This is a genomic window from Dorea sp. 210702-DFI.3.17, from assembly GCF_020560825.1.
Taxonomy (GTDB): Bacteria; Bacillota; Clostridia; order Lachnospirales; family Lachnospiraceae; genus Dorea; species Dorea formicigenerans.
The window spans coordinates 1-24,354 of sequence record NZ_JAJCNB010000001.1 but is presented as its reverse complement, the minus strand read 5'-3'; the positions used below and the strand labels follow the sequence as shown (position 1 = coordinate 24,354).

Annotated in this window: 27 protein-coding genes; all 27 read right to left on the bottom strand. The window is 40.8% G+C overall.

What is annotated here, in order from left to right; translation table 11 throughout:
* Positions 1 to 3: 3 nt before the first annotated feature.
* The 27 genes from dxs to LI149_RS00005 all read right to left on the bottom strand — a co-directional run bounded on the left by dxs (position 4) and on the right by LI149_RS00005 (position 24,238).
* Positions 4 to 1,866: a 1-deoxy-D-xylulose-5-phosphate synthase gene (gene dxs, locus LI149_RS00135; RefSeq protein WP_227142851.1), complete on the bottom strand. Its 1,863-nt coding sequence runs from the start codon at positions 1,864 to 1,866 to the stop codon at positions 4 to 6.
* A gap of 12 nt (positions 1,867 to 1,878) precedes the next feature.
* Positions 1,879 to 2,781, bottom strand: a complete 903-nt coding sequence (locus LI149_RS00130; protein ID WP_227142850.1) for a polyprenyl synthetase family protein — start codon at positions 2,779 to 2,781, stop codon at positions 1,879 to 1,881.
* Positions 2,765 to 2,980 (bottom strand): exodeoxyribonuclease VII small subunit, encoded by a 216-nt coding sequence (gene xseB / locus LI149_RS00125; RefSeq protein ID WP_005330243.1) that lies wholly within the window; start codon positions 2,978 to 2,980, stop codon positions 2,765 to 2,767. The genes LI149_RS00130 and xseB overlap by 17 nt, the downstream gene beginning before the upstream one ends.
* On the bottom strand, positions 2,973 to 4,184 hold the full coding sequence (gene xseA, locus LI149_RS00120) for an exodeoxyribonuclease VII large subunit (protein WP_227142849.1): 1,212 nt from the start codon (positions 4,182 to 4,184) through the stop codon (positions 2,973 to 2,975). Before xseA ends, xseB begins: the two co-directional genes overlap by 8 nt.
* 86 nt (positions 4,185 to 4,270) lie before the next feature.
* The gene (gene nusB, locus LI149_RS00115) at positions 4,271 to 4,669 is read right to left on the bottom strand and encodes a transcription antitermination factor NusB (protein ID WP_005330241.1); all 399 of its coding nucleotides are present in this window, start codon (positions 4,667 to 4,669) and stop codon (positions 4,271 to 4,273) included.
* On the bottom strand, positions 4,670 to 5,053 hold the full coding sequence (locus LI149_RS00110; protein WP_005330237.1) for an Asp23/Gls24 family envelope stress response protein: 384 nt from the start codon (positions 5,051 to 5,053) through the stop codon (positions 4,670 to 4,672).
* A 96-nt stretch (positions 5,054 to 5,149) separates the two neighbouring features.
* Positions 5,150 to 6,754, bottom strand: coding sequence for a peptide chain release factor 3 (locus LI149_RS00105; RefSeq protein ID WP_005330235.1), 1,605 nt, complete (start codon positions 6,752 to 6,754; stop codon positions 5,150 to 5,152).
* 212 nt (positions 6,755 to 6,966) lie between these two features.
* Complete coding sequence (locus LI149_RS00100) at positions 6,967 to 7,593, bottom strand: SpoIIIAH-like family protein (protein ID WP_005330233.1); 627 nt, start codon at positions 7,591 to 7,593, stop codon at positions 6,967 to 6,969.
* Complete coding sequence (locus tag LI149_RS00095; protein ID WP_227142848.1) at positions 7,594 to 8,238, bottom strand: stage III sporulation protein AG; 645 nt, start codon at positions 8,236 to 8,238, stop codon at positions 7,594 to 7,596. It lies immediately after the preceding gene.
* On the bottom strand, positions 8,186 to 8,569 hold the full coding sequence (locus LI149_RS00090) for a stage III sporulation protein AF (RefSeq protein WP_005330230.1): 384 nt from the start codon (positions 8,567 to 8,569) through the stop codon (positions 8,186 to 8,188). Before LI149_RS00090 ends, LI149_RS00095 begins: the two co-directional genes overlap by 53 nt.
* A 61-nt stretch (positions 8,570 to 8,630) precedes the next feature.
* Complete coding sequence (locus LI149_RS00085) at positions 8,631 to 9,764, bottom strand: stage III sporulation protein AE (RefSeq protein ID WP_227078212.1); 1,134 nt, start codon at positions 9,762 to 9,764, stop codon at positions 8,631 to 8,633.
* Between the two features lie 110 nt (positions 9,765 to 9,874).
* Positions 9,875 to 10,261 carry a SpoIIIAC/SpoIIIAD family protein gene (locus tag LI149_RS00080; RefSeq protein WP_005336643.1) on the bottom strand — a complete coding sequence of 129 codons (387 nt, stop codon included), beginning with the start codon at positions 10,259 to 10,261 and terminating at the stop codon, positions 9,875 to 9,877.
* Between the two features lie 38 nt (positions 10,262 to 10,299).
* Positions 10,300 to 10,494, bottom strand: a complete 195-nt coding sequence (gene spoIIIAC, locus LI149_RS00075) for a stage III sporulation protein AC (protein ID WP_005336645.1) — start codon at positions 10,492 to 10,494, stop codon at positions 10,300 to 10,302.
* 62 nt (positions 10,495 to 10,556) lie between these two features.
* Entirely contained in the window at positions 10,557 to 11,075 is a 519-nt protein-coding gene (locus LI149_RS00070; protein WP_117682471.1) for a stage III sporulation protein AB, read from the bottom strand.
* On the bottom strand, positions 11,069 to 12,019 hold the full coding sequence (gene spoIIIAA / locus LI149_RS00065) for a stage III sporulation protein AA (RefSeq protein WP_227142847.1): 951 nt from the start codon (positions 12,017 to 12,019) through the stop codon (positions 11,069 to 11,071). Before spoIIIAA ends, LI149_RS00070 begins: the two co-directional genes overlap by 7 nt.
* 124 nt (positions 12,020 to 12,143) lie before the next feature.
* Entirely contained in the window at positions 12,144 to 13,247 is a 1,104-nt protein-coding gene (locus LI149_RS00060; RefSeq protein ID WP_168933028.1) for a hypothetical protein, read from the bottom strand.
* A 23-nt stretch (positions 13,248 to 13,270) separates the two neighbouring features.
* On the bottom strand, positions 13,271 to 14,095 hold the full coding sequence (locus LI149_RS00055; protein ID WP_005330212.1) for a TPM domain-containing protein: 825 nt from the start codon (positions 14,093 to 14,095) through the stop codon (positions 13,271 to 13,273).
* A gap of 15 nt (positions 14,096 to 14,110) precedes the next feature.
* Positions 14,111 to 15,184, bottom strand: coding sequence for a hypothetical protein (locus LI149_RS00050; protein ID WP_227142846.1), 1,074 nt, complete (start codon positions 15,182 to 15,184; stop codon positions 14,111 to 14,113).
* A 41-nt stretch (positions 15,185 to 15,225) separates the two neighbouring features.
* Positions 15,226 to 16,617 (bottom strand): SPFH domain-containing protein, encoded by a 1,392-nt coding sequence (locus tag LI149_RS00045; RefSeq protein ID WP_227142845.1) that lies wholly within the window; start codon positions 16,615 to 16,617, stop codon positions 15,226 to 15,228.
* A gap of 126 nt (positions 16,618 to 16,743) precedes the next feature.
* A complete protein-coding gene (locus tag LI149_RS00040; RefSeq protein ID WP_005330205.1) occupies positions 16,744 to 17,094 on the bottom strand; it encodes a hypothetical protein in 351 nt (116 codons plus the stop codon).
* Positions 17,095 to 17,137: 43 nt separating this feature from the next.
* Positions 17,138 to 17,818 carry a TIGR00266 family protein gene (locus LI149_RS00035; RefSeq protein WP_005330204.1) on the bottom strand — a complete coding sequence of 227 codons (681 nt, stop codon included), beginning with the start codon at positions 17,816 to 17,818 and terminating at the stop codon, positions 17,138 to 17,140.
* A gap of 46 nt (positions 17,819 to 17,864) precedes the next feature.
* Positions 17,865 to 18,914 (bottom strand): hypothetical protein, encoded by a 1,050-nt coding sequence (locus LI149_RS00030; RefSeq protein ID WP_147566986.1) that lies wholly within the window; start codon positions 18,912 to 18,914, stop codon positions 17,865 to 17,867.
* Between the two features lie 153 nt (positions 18,915 to 19,067).
* Positions 19,068 to 19,229: a hypothetical protein gene (locus LI149_RS00025; RefSeq protein WP_005330202.1), complete on the bottom strand. Its 162-nt coding sequence runs from the start codon at positions 19,227 to 19,229 to the stop codon at positions 19,068 to 19,070.
* 1 nt (position 19,230) lies between these two features.
* Positions 19,231 to 20,814: a helix-turn-helix transcriptional regulator gene (locus LI149_RS00020; RefSeq protein WP_227142844.1), complete on the bottom strand. Its 1,584-nt coding sequence runs from the start codon at positions 20,812 to 20,814 to the stop codon at positions 19,231 to 19,233.
* A 22-nt stretch (positions 20,815 to 20,836) separates the two neighbouring features.
* The gene (locus LI149_RS00015; protein ID WP_227142843.1) at positions 20,837 to 22,216 is read right to left on the bottom strand and encodes an extracellular solute-binding protein; all 1,380 of its coding nucleotides are present in this window, start codon (positions 22,214 to 22,216) and stop codon (positions 20,837 to 20,839) included.
* An 85-nt stretch (positions 22,217 to 22,301) separates the two neighbouring features.
* The gene (locus LI149_RS00010) at positions 22,302 to 22,928 is read right to left on the bottom strand and encodes a response regulator transcription factor (protein WP_227142842.1); all 627 of its coding nucleotides are present in this window, start codon (positions 22,926 to 22,928) and stop codon (positions 22,302 to 22,304) included.
* The gene (locus tag LI149_RS00005) at positions 22,916 to 24,238 is read right to left on the bottom strand and encodes a hypothetical protein (RefSeq protein WP_227142841.1); all 1,323 of its coding nucleotides are present in this window, start codon (positions 24,236 to 24,238) and stop codon (positions 22,916 to 22,918) included. The genes LI149_RS00010 and LI149_RS00005 overlap by 13 nt, the downstream gene beginning before the upstream one ends.
* Positions 24,239 to 24,354 lie beyond the last annotated feature (116 nt).

Here is a 24,354-nt window from a genome sequence, read left to right as displayed (position 1 = left end):
CTTCTATAACTCCTTATACGTCTCTATAATTTTTTCAGACATACTCTCACTGTCAATTCCTGTCATCTTACGGAGCACATCAACACTTCCATGTTCAATGTAATCATCCGGGAGTGCCAGTGTCAGGACGTGTGACGGAAGCATGTTTCGCATCACGTATTCTGATACACGCTCTCCGCATGCTCCGGTCTGGACATTTTCTTCAATCACTGCAATCAGTTTGTGTGTCTGACAGACTTTTTCTATCATTGCTTCATCGATTGGTTTAATGAAACGCATATTGATAAGTGTCGGCTCATATCCTTGTTCGATCAGTTTATCTCTTGTCTTCACAGCCTCCTCGAACATATGACCGACGCTTAAAATTGCAATTTCTTTTCCTTCAAAGATCCATTCGCTCTTTCCGTAACTGATCTTTTCCCGGCATCCTTCATATCCGTCGTAAGCCTTTCCTCTCGGATAGCGGATTGCCACAGGCGAATTCATCTGAAGCGCAAACCGTAACATATCGGCTAATTCCCATTTATTCTTCGGTGACATAACGGTCATATTGGGAATATTGGATAAAAATGACAGATCAAATATTCCCTGATGAGTCTCTCCATCGCTTCCGACAAGCCCCGCACGATCTACCCCGAATACCACCGGGAGATTCTGCAGTGCCACATCGTGGATTAACTGATCATATCCTCTCTGTAAAAATGAAGAGTAAACTGCAAATACAGGCTTTAATCCTCCTGCTGCCAGTCCCGCAGCAAATGTTACACCGTGTTCTTCCGCAATTCCAACATCAAAAAAACGATTCGGATAATGCTTCTTAAATCTAGCAAGTCCGGTTCCATCTGCCATGGCAGCTGTGATTGCCACAATGTCTGGATTTCTGGATGCCTCGTCACAAAGCACTTTACCAAACACATCTGTATAAGTATCTCCGTCTTTTTTTGCAAGTACCTTACCGCTTTCTATGTCAAAAGGTCCGATCCCGTGAAATTTATCCGGTGCTGTCTCTGCTGGTTCATAGCCCTTTCCTTTTGTTGTCATAACATGAAGGAGTACCGGACCTTCCACTTTCTTCGCTTCCTTAAGAGCTTTGCAGAGCATTGGTAAATTATGTCCCGGAATCGGTCCCAGATAAGTAATTCCCATATCCTCAAAAAACATGCCCGGTACCACGAGCTGCTTGATACTGCTCTTCGTCTTCCGGATATGCTCAATCATGCGGTCTCCCATGACCGGCACCTGCTGCAAAGCATTTGTCACACCTTTTTTCAGTCCGGTATAGATATCTGCCGTCCGGAGATTTGCCAGATATCTGGACATTCCGCCAACATTTTCTGAAATGGACATATGATTGTCATTGAGTACCACAATAAAATTCGTCTTCAGATTCGATGCATTGTTCAGCGCCTCATATGCCATACCTCCGGTCAGAGAGCCATCGCCGATCACAGAGATAACGGTATAATCTTCATGTTTTAAATCTCTTGCTCTCACATAACCAAGTCCTGCAGAAATCGAAGTAGAGCTGTGTCCTGTATCAAATGCATCACACTGGCTTTCTTTTCTCTTCGGGAATCCGCTCATACCGCCGTAACTTCTTAAATCTTCAAATCCTTCTTTTCGTCCGGTCAGTAATTTATGTGTATAGGACTGGTGTCCAACGTCCCAGATAATCTTATCCTTTGGCAGATCACAGATCAGATGTAATGCCATCGTAAGCTCTACAACACCAAGATTGGAAGCCAGATGTCCTCCTGTCTTACTGACCTTCTCTACAAGGAATTCACGGATCTCTCCTGCAAGGCACTCCAATTCCTCGCTGTTTAGTTTTTTTATGTCATTTTCCTTTTGTATTCGTTCCAGCATACTGGTCCCCCTCTATTTTTTCCTGTGAATCAGCTCCATAAGCAATTCTTCCAGATATGGATTCTCATTCGGAAGTGTCCGAAGCAGGCTGATCGCCTCTTCCGATTTTTCTTCGACCACTTTCTTTGCATCGTCAATGCCAAGTAATGTTACATAAGTAGTCTTCTCATTCTTTTCATCACTATGTATCGGTTTGCCAAGTTCTTCCTGGGTGCTTATCACATCGAGAATATCATCTTGCACCTGGAATGCCAGTCCAACAAGGCTTGCAATACGCTCTACCGTCTTTACCTCTTCCTTGCTTGCTCCACCAAGAATTGCTCCGATCATCATAGCAGCTTCGATAAGTGCTCCGGTTTTCAATTCGTAGATCGTATCTAACACATCTTTTGAAACAGCATGCCCGGTCTCTTTTACATCGATGACCTGACCTCCAAGCATTCCGTAAATTCCGGCTTTCTCACCAAGTACGCGGATTGCATTTCCGATTGTCAGACTATCTTCCGGTTCCAGAACAAATGCTTTGACTGCTGTCTCAAATGCGTAATTCAACAAAGCGTCTCCCGCCAGAATCGCCATGTCTTCTCCATATACAACATGCGTCGTCTTACGCCCTCTTCGATATTCATCATTATCCATTGCCGGAAGGTCATCATGTACAAGAGAATATGTATGAACCATCTCAATCGCTGCCATAAATGGCTCAATTACTTTTGAGTGACCGCCGAACAAAGTATAAGTCTCCTTCATCAACATCGGACGAAGTCTCTTTCCTCCGGCCAGAAGACTATATTCCATAGCTTCCATAATAATTTTCTGGTATCCCTTTTGCTTTGGCAGGTAATTCTGCAGAGAATCTTCAATCTCCCTGACTTTCTGCTCTTTTTGTACTTTAAAATCAAGATTCAAACTCATGTGTCTCTCCTTCACTATCCAATACAAGCATCTGCTTTTCGATTTTATCCATCTTGTCATTGCATGCCTTTAACATATCAATGCCCTGATGATACATCTGAAAAGAATCTTCCAGAGATACTTCCGGCTCCTCCATAGCCTGGATCAGTTTATCCAGTTCCTGAAACATCTCATCCAGTGTTTTTTCTTCCTTAGCCATGGCGCTCCTCCTTTACACTCTCTACTATCATCTGAATGGATCCATCTGTCACATATGCCGACAGATGATCACCACATCTGACCTGTTCGATACTTCGGACTGCTTTTTTGTCCACATCTTCAATATATGCATATCCCTGATTCAGTTTCTGAAGTGGGGATAATCCTTTCATCTGTTCCATATAAACTGCAAACCGGTGTCTGTACTGCTCTACTTTGCGATGCAGCAGTATATGCAGCTTTTCTTCTGTATCCGCCAGTCTCTGCCTGTCTTCTTGAAGCTTATGCTCAGGGTGCAGATACTTTAACTTCGTCTCATACTTCTCGATTCGAAGTCTAGATACCTCCATTTTTCTTCGCAGATAGCCCTGTAACTGACTTCTTCTTACATCCACCTGTTCCTGTGTCTTCCAGTAATCATACACTGCCAGTTCTGCTGCTGCAGAAGGAGTCGGTGCTCGAAGATCTGCCACATAATCTGCAATAGTCGTATCCGTCTCATGCCCTACCGCAGAAATCACCGGTGTCCGGCAGTAAAAAATTGCTCTTGCAACTTCTTCCTCGTTGAACGCCCACAAATCTTCAATGGATCCGCCGCCTCGTCCGACAATGATCACATCTATGTCATCCTGATCCAACATACGTATACCTTTTACAATGCTCTCTTTCGCGCCTTCTCCTTGCACAAGTGCCGGGTACAAAATAAGTTGTACAAAAGGATTCCTTCGTCTGGAAATGTTCATAATATCCCGGATCGCAGCTCCGGTCGGTGCTGTCACAACACCGATTCTTCGTGCATATGCAGGAATCGGCATCTTATATTCCGAAGCAAACATTCCCATCTCTTCCAACTCACGCTTAAGAGCCTGAAAACGCTCATAAAGAACACCTTCTCCGTCCAAACGGATTTCTCTTGCATATAACTGATAAGAACCTCCTCTTTCATAGACATTGACCTGTCCGAACACTACGATCTGCTGTCCCTCACACATACGAAAAGAGAGCCCGCCGCGCTGCCCGGCAAACATTACGCAGGCAATCGTTCCAGACTCATCTTTCAGTGAAAAATATATATGTCCTGAAGTATGGTATTTACAATTAGATACCTCGCCCTTCACATAGATACGGTTCAACATGTAATCCTGTGTAAACATGTTCTTGATGTAAGCATTCACCTGGCCTACCGTATATACATTCCGTGTCATTACACACCTCTATATTCAAGATTCGCCCGCGGGGCAACATGTAATGTTCTACTCAATCCCCCGTCAGGCGTATATCAGTCTGTTATTTATGACAGCCGGGCCAGCACACCATTGATAAATGCCGGGCCTTCATCACCACTGTATTTTTTTGCGAGCTCTACCGCTTCGTTGATTGCAACTCCTACCGGTACGTCCTCGTCATATTTCATCTCATAGACCGCAAGTCTTAAGATACTTAGATCCACCTTGTTCATGCGGCTTGTCTTCCAGCCTGTCACATGTTCATTGAGCATCTCATCAATCTCTTCAGATTTCAAGATGACGTTCAGAGCCTTGTCTCTGATATATGCCATGTCTTCCTCTTTTGGTTCCTGGTCAAGCTGTTCAAAATAAAGCTGCATCTGCTGCGGCATCTCCTGATCACTGTTAAATTCATAACTGAACACCATTCTGAAAATGTGTTCCCTCATCTCTGTTCTCTTCACTTATGCTTCCTCCGGCACATCAACTCCGGCTACACGGATATTCACGTCCGCAACCTCAAGTCCTGTCATATTTTCAATTGCAGCTTTTACCTTCTCCTGCACTTTTGCTGTAATATCTTTAATACTGTATCCATAGCTCATATTAAGAGCCAGTGTCACAGTCACGATGCCGTCCAGGACATCTACTTTTACACCTTTGGATAAAGATTTCATTCCAAGCTTTGCGATCAGCTCTCTTGTTGCATTCCCTGCCATAGAAGAAACACCTTCTACTTCCATAGCTGCAAGTCCTGCAATAATTGCTACAACTTCATCGGCAATCTTTACTTCGCCCAGATTCTCATCTGACTTTATTGTATAAGTTTTCTTTTCTTCTTTACTCATATCTACCAATCCTTTCGGTTTTTCTATACGTCCTTTTTAAGCATTTTACCACATTCGCATACATTTGCAAAGGTTCACGGTAAATATTTACAAACCTTATCGGGCAAATTCAGTCAGAACCAGTCCATCGTTACGCTCCTGGGTCATGCGGATACTCCACTCATTGACAAAAAGAAGAAGCGGACGGTCTTTTAAATCCTTCACTTTCTTCATATCAGAAGTACCTGAAAGTTTTGCAAGATCGAAGTCCTGCGGATTATCAATCCAGCGGATATACTCATATGGCAGATTCTCCAGTCTGATATCTACGTTATATTCATTCTCCAGACGATATTTTAAAACATCAAACTGCAAAACTCCTACAACTCCTACAATGATCTCTTCCATACCTGTATTAAACTCCTGGAATATCTGGATCGCACCTTCCTGCGCAATCTGATTAATTCCTTTGATGAACTGTTTACGTTTCATCGTATCGACCTGACGCACTCTTGCAAAATGTTCCGGTGCAAAAGTCGGGATTCCTTCATAACTGAACTTGTCAGAGGAGGTTGTCAATGTATCTCCGATTGAGAAAATCCCCGGATCAAAGACACCGATAATATCTCCACCGTAAGCTTTATCCACCATGTGGCGCTCACTGGCCATCATCTGCTGTGGCTGGGAAAGTCGTACTTTCTTGCCTCCCTGCATATGGAATACATCCATACCTGCCTCGAATTCTCCGGAACAGATACGCATAAATGCGATACGGTCACGGTGTGCTTTATTCATATTTGCCTGAATCTTAAATACAAATGCAGAAAAATCGCCTTCTTCCATCGGGTCGATCTCACCTTTATCAGACTTTCTTGGAAGCGGTGATGTAGTCATCTTAAGGAAATGCTTCAAGAATGTCTCTACTCCAAAGTTCGTCAGAGCAGATCCGAAGAATACCGGTGAAAGTTCTCCTTTACTTACCATCTCCTGATCCAGTTCTGCTCCGGCTCCATCCTGAAGTTCAATCTCTTCCTCCAGCTTTGCTTTCTGCTCTTCACTGATGAGTCCATTCAGGGAAGGATCGTCGATTGGCACAATCTGCACTTCTCCCTGTGTCGTACCCTTTCTTGTATCTGAGAATAATTCCACACTCTTTGTAGCACGGTCATAGACACCGCGGAACTCCTTACCGGAACCGATCGGCCAGTTGACCGGGCAGGTCGCGATTCCCAGTTCATTTTCAATATCATCTAATAGTTCAAATGTATCCATCGCCTCACGGTCCATCTTATTGATAAATGTAAAAATCGGAATATGGCGCATCGTACATACTTTGAACAGCTTTCTTGTCTGTGCCTCAACACCCTTGGATGCATCAATGACCATGACCGCAGAATCTGCTGCCATCAGAGTACGGTATGTATCCTCTGAGAAGTCCTGATGTCCCGGTGTGTCCAGAATGTTGATACAATATCCTCCATAATTGAACTGCAATACAGAAGAAGTAACTGAAATACCTCTTTCTTTCTCAATTTCCATCCAGTCAGAAACTGCATGTTTTGATGTTGCTTTTCCCTTTACACTTCCCGCCTGATTGATTGCCCCTCCATATAGCAGAAACTTCTCAGTCAGAGTCGTCTTACCGGCATCCGGATGGGAAATGATCGCAAATGTTCGTCTTTTCTCAATCTGTTTCTTAACATCGTCCTTTATCTTTGACATATATTTGAATTCTCCTATCTAAACTGTCCCATCTTCACACTTCATATCTACATCATATTTTTTACATTTATTAAAGTTATGAACAAATGTGGACTTATCTCATGTTTCAATCAGCGACATACATTATAGCATAAGGAGACATTTTCCTCAACGAAAATTTGGCGGCTGTAGATAGCCGCCTTATCGCAAAGTAACAAGTCTGCGTAAATCGATTATTTTCCTTCTGCATATACTGGAGTGATTACAATATTCTGCGCTGCCACGCCTGTTTTCCTTGTTACAATGTCTTCAATCTGAGCCCGGTTTGCTTCCGTCAGTTCTGATGCATTGACAACAACGTCTGCAGAGTCCTCTGAAATACTGACTACAGAATCAAGAAAGCCTTTTGACGCCAGCATTGTCTCTGCTGCCGTTTCTTTTTCTGCGATCTCTGTCATGGCTACCATCTGCGCCACAGCGTCCTGCTTCTGGGCATCACTTAAAGAGTCACTGTCAATGATGCTCTGAAGCGTCTCCTTGTTCTTGGCACGCACCTGTTCTCTTGTGACCTTCGCCTGTGCAGCCACTGCCTGAGCATCCCCTGAAGTTAAGACCGCTTCGCCTGGATTGCCATCTACTTCGCCTTCATCGCCGTCCTGGCTTTTGATATCCCCGGAAGCACTGGCAACATCTTCATCAGAAATATCCAGAAGTTCTTTATTCGCAAGGTCACTGCCTGCCTCCTTCGTATTCTGAGATCCCGGTAATAATCTTCCGGAATAATTCAGATATCCTGCTGCTGCGATCATCACTGCAAGAGCCGCAATGATCAATTGATTCTTTTTTAAGATTCGCTTCACTTACTTCACCCTCCCGCCTTTCATTATTCTAATCTTATGCGTGTCTATCTCAAATAATGCCTGCACAGCTTCCGTAATATTTTTTACGACTACTGCATCGTCTCCGCCCGGCGCAATCACAATCACACCTTGTGCTTGAGGGGAAAGCTCCTTGCTGACATAAGGCTCCTGTACACCGGAAGTACTGCTTCCACTATTATAGACTGTCGTCTCCTGCGTGTCATGGCTGCTCGTTGTCCTGCTGCCTCCCTGACTGTCCTTCTCGGACACATTTTCCTCATTGGACTTTCTGTCCTTTTCAACCACCTTTTCACCATCAGACTTCCAGGTAATCATCACCTGCACCTGTCCCGCCCCGTCAATCTGGGAGAGAATCCGTTCCAGTCGTTCTTCCATATAAGCTGTATACTCACTCTGCTTTGTCGTTCCGACACTGCTTTTTGACGAATTGGCCAGTGTTTTCTTAGTTCCAGTATTGCTGTCTTTCTTAGTTCCGGCAGGAATTGAAATCACGAGTAAAAGAATTCCCACCAAAAACACGATAAGAAGCTGGTCTTTTTTTAACTTTCCATGCTTTAAATGTTCAAACACCTTACGGATTTTCACTGCCGTGTCCGATTCGGATCTCCTCCACCTGGATTCCACCGGGCTCTCCCCCTTCCACGTTTTCACTTAGCTCATCTTCTGCATTTCTATTATCCTGAGATTTCATCACAGATTCCAATCCGGAAGTATTCTTTAACATCTCCTCTACCTGTGTCTCCATTGCATCATACTGATCCTGAAACTGAACAAATAGATCATCTGAAGTAAAGAATTTTATCACAGGCGATGCTATCAGAATGATCAGCACCAGTCCTGTAAAAAAATGAATGTACTTGCGGTCTTTCTCTCCTGGGACAAGCTGTAATACTGCCGTCATAAAAATCAGATATCCAGCCAGTTTCCACACCCAGTCATAACATTCCTGAACCACTTGTTTCCCCTTCCTGTTTCTGTCTTATGTCTTTTCACAGTTTCATTTTACTGTAAAGCTTTTATGTTGTCCCAGTAGATGCCGCCACCAGTATAATTGTAATAAGGAACAACATTCCTACTGTAAACACTGCCCGGATCAAAAGCCTCATACCTTCTCCTACAGTCTCCATACATCCAATAATCCGGACATCTGATACCGGCTGCATCAGAGCTGCCGCCAGTTTATAAAGAAGTGCGATTGCCCCTATCTGTACAATCGGCATCAGGCAAAGAGCAAAACAGATAATCGCTCCCACTACACCTATTCCATTTTTCACAAGCACTGCCGAAGCAAAAATCACCTCTGTCACACCGCCAATCGCATCTCCGATCCCAGGTATTGCCTCAGTGCCCCTCGTCAACGCACTTCTCTTGACTGTATCCATAGCAGGACTTAAAAGGCTCTGCACCAGATTCAGCCCCACTACACCCGCCAGAATTGTCTTCATAATCCACACAAGTACAGTCTTTATCAACTCTGCCAGTTTGCTCAGATACGATTCCTTCGTCAAATAATTCAGCATACTTACTAAAATATAAATATGAATTGCCGGGAGCACCACATACTTCAGAAACATCTCTACCAGATATACAAGAAAAAGCGTCAGGCTGTAAAAAGAAATTGCAGTCACACTCCCTTTTGCGACTGCCACCGCCGGAAAATAAATAGGACCAAATACTGTCATGAACTGTATCAGATTGCTGATTCCTGCCTCCACCCAGTCCATGATGATCTGGCAGGAATTCAGACAAAATGCCACAATCAGAAAATACATCACGTAAAAGCCCGTGTCTGCTGCCTGACCATTTCCAAATGCCCGGACAAAATTCGTAAATACTGCCGTCATGATCGCCAGCATGAGAATATGTATCAGGTTCTGCCTGCTGCTCGCAAATGCATAGGAGAACTGTTCTTTAACAAGCTGCTTCAATAATTGAGCTGAAAATGTAATATCACCGGACAGAACTCCTATAAGTATTTCTTTAAAATCCAGCCTTTCCTTGGGAAAAAGTTCTTTTAATGTCTCATCAATTTCGCCGTAGTCGTACTGATCTGCAAACTGCCAGACAACACTTGAAGTCAGTGCAGTTTCATCGTTTATACCTGATTGCAGCTGTGATGCATAAACATTTCTCCCAATAAGTAACTCCATACAGAAGCACAAAAAAAGCATCCCTAATCCCACAAATCTCCGACACATAAATCTCCGGGAATTTTTCGTGAATTTTTCCACGTCCGATATTTTTCTTATCAACATACGCTCTACCCCAGAAACCCTCGTACAACCTCCAGAAGTGTCATAAGAATCGGAATACACAAAACCATGATCCCAAGCCTTGCAAATATTTCAATCTGAAGTGCAACTGACTGATATCCTGCATCTTTACAGATTGCAGACACAAGTTCCGACACATAAGTAATTCCAAGCATTTTCAATAAAATTGCGACATATGCATAATCCAAATCCAAATCCTCTTCCAACTTATCAAATGCATGGATCAATATTTCCAGATATCCCAAAATTCCGCCAAAAATTAAAATTCCCAATACAACACTTATATAAGTGCTATATTCTGTTTTCCCATTTTTAAACTGAACTGCCAGAAGAACTCCGGCAACTGCGAGAACCCCTACTTTCAAAATACTCATGTAAGATGCCGCCTTTCCTTTTCGCGCTCACTGCTCTTTTACAGTGTAAACAATCTTTGGATCGATTCAAAAAGTTCATATATGTAAGGTACAATCCAAAATAATACAAGAATCAGGCCTGCAAGGCTTGTCAGAAATGCCTGTTCCTCTCTCCCACTGTGTTTGAGCACCTGACTTATAACAGACACAAGAATTCCAACTGCTGCAATTTTGAAGATTAAATTGACACTCATAGTTACCTCCTGATTCACATTCGCAGCTCATGGTTTTTCATTTACAACTAAATATTCCTTTGTTATATCAAGAATATGGTAATCAATATGCCTGCACTTGCTCCAAGACAAATTCGCACTTTCATTCGCATTTGAATATCTTTTCTCATCTCGTCCATCTGTAATTCTATTTGTTTCAAATAACGTTCCATGGACCAGATCTGCATCTGCCGATCGGCTCCTCCAAGATTTCTGCCCAGCATTTTTAAATGGTTTAAAGCTTCCATACCAAGTCCGCTTTCCTCCAAAAAACCATTGACATTATCCTCCCATATTTCAGAAAATGTCTTTCCATCTCTTCTTTCCATCTGTATTTTCATTCCAAGCAGCCAATTTCGATATGGTGCATCCATTTTTTTCGAAAGACATTCGAACATTTCTCCAAATTCCGAGCCCGCATAACTTAATTCATTTTTCATCATTCCAATCAAATGATATATTTTTCCTAACGCCTGATAGGAGTGTTTCACTTCTTCTGCTTTCCAGATTCCAATCCCGGTCATAGAACTTACTATAAAAAGACTTCCAAGAAACTTTAACATATAGCAGTTTTTTCCTCCTGATCCTGATACAGAAGCGAACCTCTCTCATCATAAATTTCCTGAATCGTTCCTATCTGTGGCTCATTTCCAAGTAATACATAACGTTCAAATCTTTTTTCCCGTATCAGCCGATCAAATACTGGTTTCTTTTGTAGTTCCTCCATAGAATCTGCGTGAGCTGTTGCAAGCATACGGCAGCCGCAATGCATTGCATATTCAATAGCATGTACATCTTCACTCCCTCCAATTTCATCAACTGCAATGACTTCGGGACGCATCGAACGAATCAGCATGATCATTCCCTCAGCCTTTGGACACCCATCCAGTACATCTGTACGGATTCCCAGATGATTCTGTGCCACACCTCTGTAACAGCCGGCAATCTCTGAACGTTCATCGACAACACCGACAGACATTCCCTTAATAAACTCATTGCCTTCTGAAATTTGTCGTATCAGATCCCGAAGTAGTGTCGTCTTTCCACAACCTGGAGGCGAGACAAGAAGTGTATGATATAATCGCCTGTGGAAAGTAATATAAGGCAATAGTCCATCTGCACATCCAAGTATTTCATGTGACATTCTCACATTGATCGATGAAATGTATTTTAAATTTTTCACCTTTCCGTTTTCCATTATAGCCTGTCCTGCCAGTCCCACTCTATGCCCTCCTTCAATTGTAATATATCCCTGACTCATCTCACGTTCATAAGAGTACAGTGAATATCCACTGATGTAATCTAACATTTCCCGTATTTCATCTTTTGTGATGTAATACGGCCTGCCGTCTGCCTCAGGAATCACTTCATTTCCTCTGTACAGCAAAATCAAAGGTTTTCTGACCCGAAGCCTGATTTCCTGAATACTCTGGAAATCAATATTCTCTCTCTTAAGAACCTCCCTGAGCTGATGCGGCAAAATGGTTAAAATAACTTCTTCTTTCATGATTTCTCACCTCTTACTCTCAATATATGTAAATGGACAGGATTTATGACTGGTTTTTTTCACTAAGAAAGGATACCCTGTCTTCCAGAGTACCCTTAACCGTTGCCCGACACGAAGTATCATCTTAATAAGAATAAAACCATTCTGTACTTGCATCTGTAAATGGAAATATTGCATCTCCACTTCCTTCTGTTACAAGCATTTCTCCATAATTTACCATTGTATAAAACTCTCCCTCCCGTATACCATCAGGAGTGTACAATACATAATGTACAACGAGTTCTCCATTTCTGAACTGGTCTGTTACCTCAAAAGTTCCCGACCAACATTCTAAATCATGTCCCATTTGACCATACTGGAATTCAAAATATTGATAATCTCCAAAATACATTCCGTATGTAATATTCTGTCCGGACTGATTTTTCAATTCTGTTGATATCCATTGCCCGATCAGTCCAGGTTCTTCTCCTGCAGCCTCTAAAGGGGCACCATAACCTTCCGGATCACCGCATCCTCCGCATTCTCCGCATTCATTCCAGACTGGTATCTCCAGATTATCATAAAGCGTGAAATCATAGATTTCCATCCCATCCAGATTATATGCATACAATGCCCCATCCATGAGACTTAATGATGGGGAGTAAGAAAATGTCTCTGTCCCTTTTGTCAATGTGATGACAACATTGTAACTCAGCTCACTGAGATTACACTTAAGTATCACAGGAGCTGCCTTTTGGCTTATGTACAATGTATCCCGGACCATTGCATTTGCATTTTCATCCCAATCAAAAGACTCAACCTTCATAGCATACTGAGTACTTTGCGGAACAATTGCATATACTTCTTCCCCGTTATAGGAAATGTAATTTTCTTTTGGGACATCTGCCAAAAAAGAATATTGTTCTTCATATTTTCCATTCTTCAACAGCGTCCGGACTTGATCCCGAAATGGACTGTTATCATCTGCATATCCAAGGTATGCGGCTGCCATTGGCATGCGGCTTCTCCTTAGATTCTTCTGAAGGTTTTGGAGTGACTGTTCGGATTTTGAAAGATCTTTGTTATCCGCTTTCACAGTTTCCTTTTTTTCCTGCTGGCTTTCCTGACGATTTTCCCGCTTCCTTTCCTGCTTTTTTTGTTTTCCATTACAACCAGAAAACGCCATTACCAGCACTAAGACTATAGAGATAAGCAATCTTATTTTTCTTTTATATAATCTCTCGTTCACTCTGTCACCTTCTTTCGTCCTTACTAAAAGCTTCCGCTCTTTCCTCCGTGAGAAGTTCCTGATGATCCATTATGGACCGAACTGCCACCTCCGGAAGAATTAGAATTGTTATTTTGAATCACCCGCGTAGTCACGGTTCTGTTCACGAACCGATCAGAATTCATCGTCAGTCTGAGACTTCCTGGTTTTGTATATTCCTGAGCTGCCACCTGTTTTTTCACAGATTTAAGTTTTGCTTTTTTTACATTTCCCCAAATCAATGCAATTAAAATTCCAATCGCCAAATCTCCAAATATCCAGAACGGTGAGACACTTCCTTTTGGCATATGTCCTGAATCATATGGTTTACCTTTCTCTGCCTGGTTCAGGAATTTATCACTTAACCTGGCAAATGTAGTAAAAGCTTTGTTATACTTCTCATCACTAAGATAAGTGATAAATGTTTCACCGATATAATCAAGTCCTGCATCGGTAAACGCATCGATCGCATCTCCGGTCGTACACATATTCCACTGCCGTTCTTTCATGCTGACCATCAGCATAATTCCGCTTTTTTTCTCACCTTGCCCATATCCCATCGAATCATAGAAATCCTCTGTAAATGATTCGATATCCTGGCCGTTTGTAGTATTGGCCACTGCAATCACAACGTCACAATGATGTTCTTTGCTGATTTTATCCAGTTTTTTCTCAAGCTTTTGAGCCTGACTACTACTCAAAAGTCCTGCGTCATCCAAATATCTCGGATAGTTTTCATCTTCTGCCATTACCGGAACAGACATACTAAATACCAAAAGGAAAGAAAGAATCACACCGAATATTTTTTTCTTTTCAGAACTCATTTTCATCTTTGATCCCTCCTTCTATATCAATGTCACGATCCACATGACAGCATAAATAATTGCTCCAAGGATCACTCCTCTAAGTCCTACAAATTTCCAGAAAGCACCTTGATCTGCCGGAAGATCTCCAACCATCTTTCCCGTCTGTCCATTCATGGCAAATGTATATTTTTCTCCTTTCCAGGTCGTATTTAAAACCCAGACAGGATACATTGCATACCAGTACTGCGCACTCATAATATTAATCTGACGATTTGTAGTAGTAACTATCTGATACCCTTTTACAGTCTCTCTAAGAGCATCTTCCGCACTTTGCCGGATCCGATTGGTTGCACGCCCCATACATTCTTCCATATTCACATCATATCGGTCTGCCACATATCCGGCAAGATACGGTGTCTGAAATGGCACAGCATCTTTAAAATCATATGGTTCGATTGCTTCCATAAGTGCATCGTCCATTTTTCTTGAACAATCCGTTGGAACATGTTCAAATTCAATGCCGCCGGCTCTGTCCACATGATAATATTCATGCTCCGTATGTTCTTTATTTCCCTGTCTCCAGGTTCGTATCCGCTCTGCATTGTATGTCATATATGCCTGTGCATCTACATCGAACAGCCAGAATGGAACATAGACACCTACAATCTCATCAATGTGATTTTCAAAGCTGAATACTTTTGGAAGAAATGATTTCTTTTCTAAATGTTTATAGTAAGCTGCTTTTGCAGCCTTTTTATCCAGCTTAAACGGAATGATATAATCCGGCCTCAATTCTCCTTCAAACTGGCCTTTTAGAACAACACGATTTCCACAGAACGGACATGTCGTAGCTCCTGTTGTTTTGTCTGCTGTAATTTCACCGCCACAGGACTGACAAGAATAAACTGCCATGCCAGAAATTTCATCTTCTTTCCATTGTGCTCCATTACCAGCTTTCCAGCGTGTTTCCTCTGGATTTTTCTTCTGTTCCTGTTCGAATTCTTCAATAGATACTTCTGTGTCGCAAAATGGACATTTCATATTTTGAGATTCGCTATCAAACTCCATAGCTCCTCCACATGCAGGGCATTTATATTCTCTTAAATCAGACATCCTCTCAACTCCTTTCCTTAATTAGTTATAAAGCCTTCTGCTTACTGCATGTCATTCTCATCAAATGGATCTCCGCACTCTGGACAGAATCTTGGTGGATTCTTTGGATCTTCAGGCTCCCAGCCACATTTATCACAGCGATATAATGTTTCTCCTGCCGGTTTTGGTTTTCCACACTCCATACAGAATTTCCCCTTATTCACAGTTCCACAACTACAAGTCCAGCCATCTGCCGGTTTTGGTTTTCCACACTCTATGCAGAATTTTCCGGTATTTACTTTTCCACAAGCGCACGTCCAGCCAGCCGCTGTTTCTGTCGTCTGTGTGTTCTGTGCCACTTCCTGCTGTTTTATCTGTTGTTGCTGCATCTGTTGTTCACGCATCTGCTGTTCCTGCATCTGTTGTTGCTGCATCTGTTGTTGTGCTGCTCCCTGGTTATAGAGTCCTTGAAGATTCATGCCACCCATACCGCCTCCGGCCATGTTCATACCCATAAATCCCATCATCGCACCATTAGGATTACCGGCAGCAGTCTTCATTGCCTCTGCCTGAGCCATTCCAAGAGTAGCTGCCATCATATTCGGATCGCGATACATCGATGCATTCTGTGCCTGTTTGATTGCCTCTGCATCTTCTTCTTTCAATGTAACTGGATTAAATGCTACAGATACAATTGAAATTCCTCTAAGTTCTGACCATTTTTTCGTCAGCACCTCATTCATCGCATCTCCAATTTCCATAGAATGTGCCGGAATCTGGCTTGGACGTATCTCCAGTTCAGCTATCTTCGCAAATGCCGGTTGAAGAGCATTGATAAATTCTGTGCGAAGCTGTGTGTCAATCTCACTTCTTTCAAATCGGTCTGATACATTTCCGCCTAAATTCGTATAGAACAAAAGTGGATTTGTGATACGATAGGAATAAATTCCATTACAGCGTATTTCAACATCTTTATCCAGGTTGATTTTTTGATCGACTACACGGAACCAGACTGGATTTGCTGTACCAAATTTATTGTCTGTAATTTCTTTTGTATTAAAATAATAGACTCTCTGATCTTTACCCGTGTCACCACCGTATGTAAATCTTTTTCCAATTGTCATAAATGTTGATTTAATACTGTCACTTAAATTTCCGGCAAAAATACTTGGTTCGGAAGATGTATCATATGTATACTCTCCTGGCTCTGCACAAACTTCCACAACTTTACCCTGTTCTACAATCATCATACACTGTCCATTTGCTACTGCAATTCCGGAACCGTTACTAATAATGTTGTCACTTCCTTTTGTATTGGAAGATCTTGCTCCTGTACGTTTCTGACCTTTGATCATCAATGTATCCTGATCCAACGCATCACAATAGAAAAATTCTTTCCATTGATCCGCCATAACACCGCCTGCTGCTCCCATTGCCGCTTTAATAAGTCCCATATTTTTAACTCCTTTCGCATCTGATATCACACTCAGGCGGAACCCACCACAAGATGTGCTCCACCTGACTTATTTTCACCTATTTCACCTTATTCAAGAATGCTTTCGGCATACTTTGTTTCTTGATTAATCTCTGGCAAAATGAACTGTGACTCCACTGACTTCATAGGTCAACGTATTGTCATCTAATTTCTGGAATTCCATCTCATCTTCTATTGAAATACCATTCTCTGTTTCATCCCATTTACCAGTTGTTTCATCACCATTTACATTTAATTTTACTTTTCCGTTATCCTGTAGTGTAAAATGAAATTCATCAAATACGGTGTCTACTCCAACTTCTATTCCGGCATATTCAGCCTTTGTTGCTTTCCACTTTCCGAGATATTCACTTCCGGACATATCTTTTCCGCCACATCCGAAAAGCATCATAGCGGCTGTGATCACAGCAATTAAGACCGCCAATTTTTTTCTCATAATAAATTCACCCTTTCCTCTTATGTGTTCTTAGATTACTTATTTATTTTTTTCCGTCTGCAAAAAATGGCTGGAGCAGCGCTGCAACATTTGCGATCGGCATTGTCTGAAGAATAATCTTACCTGGTCCTCTCACTACAGTATTAAATAATCCTTCACCACCAAGGAACATATTTTTCATTCCTTCGACTTTAACAATGTCCATTGTACAAGTCTCTTCCATTGCAGCCAGGTAACCTGTATCAACAATCATTTCCTGTCCTGGAGCAAGATTATATTCTACTCCGTAACCATCAATTTCAATAAATGCTGTTCCTTGTCCGGTTAATTTCTGCATGATGAATCCTTCACCACCAAACAATCCTTTTCCAAGTTTTTTCTGCATATAAACAGAAAGTTCTACGCCCTCCTCCGCTGCAAGAAATGCTTTTTTCTGAACGATCATGCTCTTTCCTGGTCCAATCTCTAATGCATTGACAGAACCTGGAAAGCTGGAAGCAAATGCAATCATTCCATCGCCGCCCTGCGCACTGTAACGATTCTGAAATGCATTTTCTCCTGAAAATGCTCTTCCAAGCATCTTCTTCATTCCTCCGCCGACTGTCTCCATTTTCATATTCGGGCTCATCCAGCTCATACTTCCGGATTCTGTGATCATACCTTCTCCTGACTGTAAATAACAAATAACGACTGGTAAATTTCCTCCTGTGATTTCATACCTCATATAATTTTCCTCCTTATAAAATATTTCTAATTAATTTTGTTCTAATTTAAAATCCGCTCAATCTGTAAAGTAATAATTCAGTAGCTGAATCATCATCTCGATCTTGTGTCAATGCAACCAATATACTTCCATCGTCCTGTTTAGCTGCACCTGCAATCCATGCATATCTAGCTCCAAACAGATCCGGTGCTTCTACTGAGCCAAGTACACTTGCATCCGGTCCCCAGATATAGAGATCTCGCATATTCGCATCAATTCCAAAGAAACCTTCTGGAATTTCCATGATCTGTGATACATATGCAAGCCAATCATCACCATCTTTTCCCTTTTCTCCGAAGGTCAGTAAGTGATTTCCTTCCATATCATATGCTTTTAAAATATAGGCATCTAATTCCTCACTGCGTCCTCCGATATATGCATAGTTCTCACTGATCAGTGCTGTGCTTATAATATCGTGCTCCTGCGGCATCCAGTCCTGTGCTGTTGCTGTTCCATCTGCTACTACAATCTTTTTTATATCAAAGAGAGCAGATATACCAACATTTCCACTTCTTTGCATTTTTACAGGTCCAATGTCCTTTGCCAGCTCTTCTATGTTTCCGTCCTTAATTCTCAAGAATGCATTATTGCTAAGCTTACTGGAAACATATAAGTTCCCTGTTTCATCTGCTGTGATCTCTGAATATCCATCACCAATTGAAATATCTTTTACAAATGTAACTGCATCATTTGCATACTGATATTCTTTTAACTTGCCATCTGCGAGTATCCATACCCGGTCACCTGCTGCAGCTACACGTCCACTGAAAATATCATCTACAATATATGGACTTTCAAATGGAATCCACTGACAATGTACTGTAACCGGTCCCATTGTCACATCACGTACGGCTTCTGTCGTAAATGGTGTTCCTTCTTCTGGTGAAAGTTTTACTTCCTCTTCTTCATCTTCTTTTTCTTCCGACTCTTCTTTTTCAACTTTCACCTTGGCTTCATCAGATTTCTTTTTTTCTTTCTTATCTTTTCCGCCACACGCACTAAATAATAAAAGTACACATAAGACAGAAAGAATAATTCCTAATGCTCTCTTTTTCATTTTGATCATCTCCTTTTTCTTCTTTTCAAATCTTTGAGCTATGTGATTTTCTGGTTTTATCTTATATGTTTTTTTTATTATTTTCTATTCACCCACGGCTACTTAATGGCCTGTTTTCGTTAATGGTATACCAGGTATACCATTATTTTTCCCTTATAATACAAGCTTTCTCTTCATGTCGATCACAACATAGTTCTTTTTACCTAAAACTAAAAAAGGTCCACCGGACCTTTTTGTCGTATGCTTGGCAACAGAAAAACCGGGCAAAAGGCTTTCGCCCTCTGCTCGGTTTCCATCACTTAATCCTGTAATCATCTTATCGTTCCAGCTCACTGATCCGTCCGCATCTCTCAAACAGATCCAGATATAGCATCAGTTCATTGTAAGATGAAACTTTTAATTTTTCATAGATATTTCTATTATGTTTTTTTACCGTACTCATACTAATAAATGCAATTTCAGGAATCTGTGCAATCTCGTATCCTTCCATATAGTAATGAAAAATTATATACTCTGTTTTTGTCAAAGTACATACTCCCAGTGCAAATCTAGTAAACAATTCTTCAATATTCGGTGGCAGTGACTGTGTATGGATCTTTTCATTTTTCTTCTGTTCACCAGTGAATCGCAATAATTCTTCTAACTCTTCAATACCCGATTCATTTCTTAAAAGTTCTTTATTTCCAACAATGTCAGAAAATCCCCGAAGTATAGGCTTAACAAACCTCTGTGACAAATGATTTGCAAGGAAAAACATCACAACTAAAAAACCTATTCCGGCTAACATCATATAATTTCGGTTCCGCCAGACAGAAGCTTGCCATTTATCTTTCGGAAGAAGTACTGCAACTACCCACCGATCTTCTTTTTCTCCCGGAATCTGTATTTCCTTCTGCAGACCTATAAACTCTCCTTGACCGGAAAAATATTCATTGTAATATTTCTTATGATTGATTTTTAAATCTTCAACTGACTGAAGCCAGGTTCCATCGGTAGAACCTGTCATACCTTTCTGCACTTCCAATATCTGATCGCTGACTGGTGCAAGTATCGTAACCATAGAGCCGTATTTGCTGTCTACAGCTGTGTAATTCTGATTAAAATACATGGAATTCAGTTCCACTCCACATTGTCCATATATGTCTTCTGAATTTCCAATGATCGGGACACACAAGAACATGACATCTTCCCACGTTCCGGTCAATGACGTCTTCTCACTCCAGAAATATGACATTCCTTTTCGTTTTTTTTCATCTACCAATGTGTGATATCCCGGCATTACATCCGTATTAAACTCCAAATTCCATCGATTATGTAATTCCAGTTCTTTTTCGCGTGCAATATCCGGACTGCCACGGAACAAAATGGTCTCCGCCATTAAATTTCCAGTATTGGTAACATTTTTTAATCTTAGATAAAGTCCGCTTCTTGACTTTTCACTCCCGGATATTTTCGTATTGACTGTAGCATCCAATACTGCATATACACCGCTCGGACGACAGATTTGAATTGTCGTATTCATTTCCGGATATATCTGTCTCTGTAATTCAATCAGTGCTTCCTGGTCATCATTATAATCTGTAAGTTTCTTTGCATTATTTTTCAATTGATTATCTATATTCTGACTGATCTGTCCGGAAAGAGAAAGTCCATATCCTGTATATTGTTCAAGATCTTCCTGCATCTGTGCTGTACTGGAATCCAACTGCATCTGTAATACATCTTGTATCTGTTTATGCGTTCCAAACAGATTTCTTGTCAGGACAAGCAGCAAACACACTATTCCAAGACCTGCCATGACCATGGTGCATAAGTACAGCATCAGTTTTTTTCGCATTGGAATATTCTTTTTTCTTGCCAGATAGATAATCTGGCCAAATTCTTTTATTTTCTTTATCATTTCTTACCCATACTCTATCTTATTATTCCATCGAATCACTAAATTCCTGAAATGTATCCCATACTAATGTTTCTATATCTGCCTCGTTATTCATATATCTTTTTCTTGCAGATGTTAATTTCATTCTGATATTTTTTTCGAATTTCATTTCCGAGTCAAGATAACTATCCATTTGAGGTGCGTAATAAAATGTATATTCATTTTGTGTATCTATGAATGCCTGATACAGACTTTTATATTTTTCATTTGTAAGATTATTTATTGCTTCCGGTAATAATTCGAATGCCTTTTCCGTCACTGGCATATATCCCACGCTTGTAACAAATTGAACATTCTTTTCTGGTTCAGTCAGCCATTTTACAAATTTTGCTGCTGCTTCTTCTCTTTCTGGATCAGACTTTGTAAGGCAGATTCCTGCACCTCTTTGCATAACAAGCTTGCCTCCATTTTTGAAGACCGGAACTGGTCTGGCAATAATTTCAATTGGCTCAGAACGATTATCGGAGTAAGTTACAATATCTTCATAATATAATACACTGGCTGAAGATGCTACACTGACAATGGACTCACCTGTTCTAAGAGGCTCTGTTGCATACCCTTCATTTAACCAGATTCCACCTTCTATAGCCGCCCTTGCATAAGGCTCCCATACTTGCCCAAACTCGCTGGTATCATAGACGATTTTGTCCCCATTAAAAAAATCTGTCCCCAGTGACTCTACTCCTACTTGAAAATAATTAAAATGATAATCATGAACAAACATGCTCTTTCCATCACCTTCTACATCAGGAGTCTGAGCATCTGACCATTCATAATAGGTATCTGACAAGTCAAAAAGATCTTCCCAAATGGTAAGCTGTTCCATAGAAGCTCCGGTATCTGCTGAAAAACGATCAAATATCGTCTTGTTAACAAATAAGATTTCTGTAGATTTAGCAACCGGGAATACGAGGAGGCGACCGTCAATTTCACCTTCTTTAAGGAACTCCGGTATAAAATCTTTCAACTCGTTTTCTGAAAAATAATCATGATAATCTGCCAATATACCGGAATCATTCATAGCTAGCACTGTTTTGGGATATGAGATAAAAAGATCTGGTAATTTTGCCGCTCCCGGATCTTTATTCGCTGCTTTTAGTACTTCTTCATGAATCGTATTTGTATTAGATACCATCCCTACCTGGATTTTTATACCTTCTTTTTTCCCTTCCGTCCCATTAAATTCATCGATCAGATCATTTAATGGAGAATCTGTCTGTCCTCCATATACATGCCAGATAGTCAATGTGATTGGTTCTTTGCGGCTCTGACTTTTTCCACACCCGGCCATCGTTGACAGAATTGCTACAATAATAACCACACTGATAACTTTTCTTTTGATTTTTTCTTCTGTAGATCTCATTCTCGTCCCCCCTTTTAAGCGAAAACTCTCTCTTAAATATCATATCAATTAATCAAAAGAAAGACATGAACCAAAAGATCTATTTTTATATCTTTATTGCAATTCCACTAATTCTTGCTTCTATTGCAAGCTCTGTGCGGCTTTCACAGCCTGTCTTTTTCAACATTCGATGGATGTGATTTTTCACAGTACTTTCCGAAATCACCAGTTTTTCAGCGATCGCAGCATTCGAAGCACCAGTGGTCATCAATCGCAGTACTTCCATTTCCCGTTCTGTAAATTCATGACTTGTGGCCATCCCTACCTTAACTTGTGGTACCTTATCCGGATAAACAGATTCTCCACTCATCGTTCTGTCCATTACCTGCAGGATAGTTTCTTTCGATGCTTCTTTATACCAGAAGCTATCGATTCCAATCTCTCTTGCCCTTGTAAGCCAAGATGTTTCCGGCATAGATGTTACAGCAATAATCTTCACTTCTGGTCTGAATTTTTTTATCTCACAGGCGGCTGATAGTCCATTCGAACCATCTGACATAAGAATGTCCATCAGAATTAAATCAACTGGATTTCCTTTCAGTGCTTTTGTGGCCAATGCTGCTGAATCTACCTGCAATACAAGTTTATATTTTTCACTGGATTTTATGTACATTTCAAATAACTGCCTGGCTATATACTGATCATCTACGATCATTACTTTTACTTTCTCCATACTTTCTCCTTTTTTAAGGTCACATAAATTGCAAAAATCGGGAAACTTTCAATGCGAAACTCTCCATCTATTGATTCTACCATCATCCTGAGATTGCGAAGTCCGCCCTTTTCTTCTATTTTCTGTTTGGGTATCTCTCCATCATTGTGCAGACATATCTGCACATCTTCTCCGGAATTGTCTATTTCAATGTAAAGATAATGTCCTCCGGCATGCTTGATCATATTATTCAGGCTTTCTCTTAAAAGTGCATATATAACCCGCTGTTCTTTTTCTGTCTGTGGAAGCTCTCCTTCAAAAATAATTTCCACATCCATTAAATCTGCAATTTTTTTCAATTCCTCAAATGACTTCTTGTTTTCTTTTTCTCCTGCCTCATAAGTCATCGAATTTACAACATATTTCCACATTGCAAGAAGTTCCTTGCGCCTCTTGGAATTCTCAGGTTCTTCCAGATAAGTCCGAAGTGCAAGAAGAACGCGTCCGAGATCATCATGTACTTTCATCTTCGCTTCCAACATTTCTTTCTGCCGCGTAACGGTTTCTACTTCTTCATTAAATTTCATGAGCCTTCTATTGATATCATTCAACTTAGTATTTCTATCCTTCAGCTCCCGATTCAGCTGGTACTGCTCTGCGATATCGTATGCTATAATTTCCTGATACGAAGTATCTTTCATGGACACTTCTTTTTTCAAAAAGTTCCATACTTTTGTGTCTGAAAATCGAAGAATCAAAGACGGCTCATTCCTTATGACTTCTGCTTTCTCTGAAGTTTGAATGTTCTGTAAATCTTCCCAGAAATCATTCGCATTCATAATCTCTGTTTGAAATAAATATCCGCAAATCTCATTCATTTGTATGTTTACCAGAATTGGCTGTCCCTCCATAGATGCATAGCAGATTCCATCTATTCTTGCATCGAGTGTTTCCTTTACAGACCGAGCCGTCAGATATTCCTGAGTATTTTTTTCTTTTTTCCATAGTAAATATTCTACTCCATACAAAAGTGCAAGTAGTAAAACACCATATGAAAATGGTATCTTTTCAAGAATTCTACCTGGCACAGATTCAGTCATATGTCCACCTCTTGCAAGATCAGCAAGTCCTTGCATTAATATTGTTGAAAAAATGAGTATACCGACTGCCAGTGACAACAAGTACCATCTTCTTTTTCTTTCAATCATATTCAAAAAGGCAGAAATTTCCCAAATTGTAATTATAGTAATAATGATTCCCAATATAATCTGACTTTCTTTTGACAATTCAGTAAATGAACGTTTCATGATATCCATGATTACTGTTTTCATGAAACACCACCTCCTAAAAGGGCGCCACTGAAAAAGTGGTAAGTTTAGTCCCACAGGGCGCCAAATATGTGTAAAAATGTTCCTTGATAATAAAATATTGCTAAAATAGTGTTTTG

What these genes read in the sequence shown, in the direction of transcription:
- LI149_RS00005 (WP_227142841.1), bottom strand. Translation starts at nt 24,238, where the DNA reads ATGAAAACAGTAATCATGGATATCATGAAACGTTCATTTACTGAATTG.
- LI149_RS00085 (WP_227078212.1), bottom strand. Translation starts at nt 9,764, where the DNA reads ATGGAGTTACTTATTGGGAGAAATGTTTATGCATCACAGCTGCAATCA.
- xseB (WP_005330243.1), bottom strand. Translation starts at nt 2,980, where the DNA reads ATGGCTAAGGAAGAAAAAACACTGGATGAGATGTTTCAGGAACTGGAT.
- LI149_RS00030 (WP_147566986.1), bottom strand. Translation starts at nt 18,914, where the DNA reads ATGAAAAAGAGAGCATTAGGAATTATTCTTTCTGTCTTATGTGTACTT.
- LI149_RS00105 (WP_005330235.1), bottom strand. Translation starts at nt 6,754, where the DNA reads ATGTCAAAGATAAAGGACGATGTTAAGAAACAGATTGAGAAAAGACGA.
- LI149_RS00010 (WP_227142842.1), bottom strand. Translation starts at nt 22,928, where the DNA reads ATGGAGAAAGTAAAAGTAATGATCGTAGATGATCAGTATATAGCCAGG.
- LI149_RS00050 (WP_227142846.1), bottom strand. Translation starts at nt 15,184, where the DNA reads ATGTCTGATTTAAGAGAATATAAATGCCCTGCATGTGGAGGAGCTATG.
- LI149_RS00070 (WP_117682471.1), bottom strand. Translation starts at nt 11,075, where the DNA reads ATGTTAAAGTTTCTTGGAAGTCTTTTTATAGTAAGTTCTATGACCGGG.
- spoIIIAA (WP_227142847.1), bottom strand. Translation starts at nt 12,019, where the DNA reads ATGAAAGAAGAAGTTATTTTAACCATTTTGCCGCATCAGCTCAGGGAG.
- xseA (WP_227142849.1), bottom strand. Translation starts at nt 4,184, where the DNA reads ATGACACGGAATGTATATACGGTAGGCCAGGTGAATGCTTACATCAAG.
- LI149_RS00110 (WP_005330237.1), bottom strand. Translation starts at nt 5,053, where the DNA reads ATGAGTAAAGAAGAAAAGAAAACTTATACAATAAAGTCAGATGAGAAT.
- LI149_RS00040 (WP_005330205.1), bottom strand. Translation starts at nt 17,094, where the DNA reads ATGAGAAAAAAATTGGCGGTCTTAATTGCTGTGATCACAGCCGCTATG.
- LI149_RS00020 (WP_227142844.1), bottom strand. Translation starts at nt 20,814, where the DNA reads ATGATAAAGAAAATAAAAGAATTTGGCCAGATTATCTATCTGGCAAGA.
- LI149_RS00015 (WP_227142843.1), bottom strand. Translation starts at nt 22,216, where the DNA reads ATGAGATCTACAGAAGAAAAAATCAAAAGAAAAGTTATCAGTGTGGTT.
- spoIIIAC (WP_005336645.1), bottom strand. Translation starts at nt 10,494, where the DNA reads ATGAGTGTCAATTTAATCTTCAAAATTGCAGCAGTTGGAATTCTTGTG.
- LI149_RS00080 (WP_005336643.1), bottom strand. Translation starts at nt 10,261, where the DNA reads ATGAGTATTTTGAAAGTAGGGGTTCTCGCAGTTGCCGGAGTTCTTCTG.
- LI149_RS00045 (WP_227142845.1), bottom strand. Translation starts at nt 16,617, where the DNA reads ATGGGACTTATTAAAGCGGCAATGGGAGCAGCAGGCGGTGTTATGGCG.
- dxs (WP_227142851.1), bottom strand. Translation starts at nt 1,866, where the DNA reads ATGCTGGAACGAATACAAAAGGAAAATGACATAAAAAAACTAAACAGC.
- LI149_RS00130 (WP_227142850.1), bottom strand. Translation starts at nt 2,781, where the DNA reads ATGAGTTTGAATCTTGATTTTAAAGTACAAAAAGAGCAGAAAGTCAGG.
- LI149_RS00055 (WP_005330212.1), bottom strand. Translation starts at nt 14,095, where the DNA reads ATGAAAATGAGTTCTGAAAAGAAAAAAATATTCGGTGTGATTCTTTCT.
- LI149_RS00025 (WP_005330202.1), bottom strand. Translation starts at nt 19,229, where the DNA reads ATGATTACAGGATTAAGTGATGGAAACCGAGCAGAGGGCGAAAGCCTT.
- LI149_RS00035 (WP_005330204.1), bottom strand. Translation starts at nt 17,818, where the DNA reads ATGAGGTATGAAATCACAGGAGGAAATTTACCAGTCGTTATTTGTTAT.